General features: G+C 70.2%; 3 protein-coding genes. All 3 read left to right on the top strand.

Features of this window, described 5'->3' with window-relative positions; translation table 11 throughout:
* The coding region (locus ACFVUS_RS43830) for a hypothetical protein (RefSeq protein ID WP_387781462.1) at positions 1-373 on the top strand (373 nt) is incomplete at its 5' end.
* Positions 374-497: 124 nt separating this feature from the next.
* Positions 498-1,457, top strand: a complete 960-nt coding sequence (trxB, locus tag ACFVUS_RS43825; RefSeq protein ID WP_008741655.1) for a thioredoxin-disulfide reductase — start codon at positions 498-500, stop codon at positions 1,455-1,457.
* A gap of 49 nt (positions 1,458-1,506) precedes the next feature.
* Positions 1,507-1,633 (top strand): thioredoxin family protein (locus ACFVUS_RS43820; RefSeq protein ID WP_387781464.1); only part of this gene is annotated, 127 nt, incomplete at its 3' end.

Raw genomic sequence — 1,633 nt, 5'->3', positions numbered from 1 at the left:
CACCTACACCGCGCAGGGCCTGCGGAGCAGCGTCCAGCAGCTGCTCGCCGCCTCGGACGGCGCCAAGGCCGAGACGGGAGGGGGCAACAAGACCTTCGGGCTGGAGAACACCACTCCCGCTCCGGGAGTCGCCCCCCAGGACCGCGCGGTCCCCTCCGTCCCGCCCTGCGTGCAGGAGGCCACCGGCCGCCCGGACGCCCCGCTGGCCACCGAACGCGGCAGCTACCAGGGCACCCCCGTGTACCTCGTCGTCCTCCCCCACCCCGGCGACGCCGCCCGGGTGGACGCCTATCTCGTCGACGCCGGCTGTGTGAACACCCCCACGACAGCCCCCGGAAAGCCCCTGCTGACCAGCACCTACCCGCGAAGCTGACCCGATCGGGGCGGCACGCGGACAAGCGGGGAATGTGCGCGCCTTAGGATCCGTTGGGTGGGGTGAGAGTCCGCACCGGCCCCCAGTAGGCAGCACGCAGTCCGCAGAGACGAGGAAAGTACCCGTGAGCGACGTACGAAACGTGATCATCATCGGCTCCGGGCCGGCCGGTTACACCGCCGCCCTGTACACCGCCCGCGCTTCGCTCAAGCCCCTGGTCTTCGAAGGCGCCGTGACCGCCGGCGGCGCGCTGATGAACACCACCGAGGTCGAGAACTTCCCCGGGTTCCAGGACGGGATCATGGGTCCCGACCTCATGGACAACATGCGCGGCCAGGCTGAGCGCTTCGGTGCCGAGCTCATCCCCGACGACATCGTCTCCGTCGACCTGACGGGCGAGATCAAGACCGTCACCGACACGGCCGGCACCGTGCACCGCGCCAAGGCCGTCATCGTCACCACCGGCTCGCAGCACCGCAAGCTCGGCCTGCCCAACGAGGACGCCCTCTCCGGCCGTGGCGTCTCCTGGTGCGCGACCTGTGACGGGTTCTTCTTCAAGGACCAGGACATCGCCGTGGTCGGCGGCGGCGACACCGCGATGGAGGAGGCGACCTTCCTCTCCCGCTTCGCCAAGAGCGTCACCATCGTCCACCGCCGCGACAGCCTCCGCGCCTCCAAGGCCATGCAGGACCGCGCCTTCGCCGACCCGAAGATCAAGTTCGCCTGGGACAGCGAGGTCGCCGAGATCCACGGCGACCCGAAGCTCTCCGGTCTGACCCTGCGCAACACCAAGACCGGTGAGACCTCCGAGCTGCCCGTGACCGGCCTCTTCATCGCCGTGGGCCACGACCCCCGCACCGAGCTGTTCACCGGCCAGCTGGACCTGGACGAAGAGGGTTACCTCAAGGTCGAGGCGCCCTCGACCCGCACCAACATCACGGGTGTCTTCGGCGCCGGCGACGTCGTCGACCACACCTACCGTCAGGCCATCACCGCCGCCGGCACCGGCTGCTCCGCCGCCCTCGACGCCGAGCGTTACCTCGCCGCCCTCGCGGACGCCGAGCACGCCACCGCGACTGTCTGACCCCCCAGTTCACCCCCACACCACACCCCGCAGGAATAAGGAGGCCGCTGTGGCCGGCACCCTCAAGAACGTGACCGACGCTGACTTCGACACCGAGGTCCTCGCCAGCGACAAGCCCGTGCTGGTGGACTTCTGGGCCGCCTGGTGCGGCCCGTGCCGTCAGATCGCGCCGTCCC

The sequence above is a fragment of the Nocardia sp. NPDC058058 genome (genome assembly GCF_042885355.1).
Lineage (GTDB): Bacteria > Actinomycetota > Actinomycetes > Mycobacteriales > Mycobacteriaceae > Nocardia.
The sequence above is the reverse complement of the archived record's forward strand: the minus strand, read 5'-3'. Positions and strand labels throughout refer to the sequence as shown.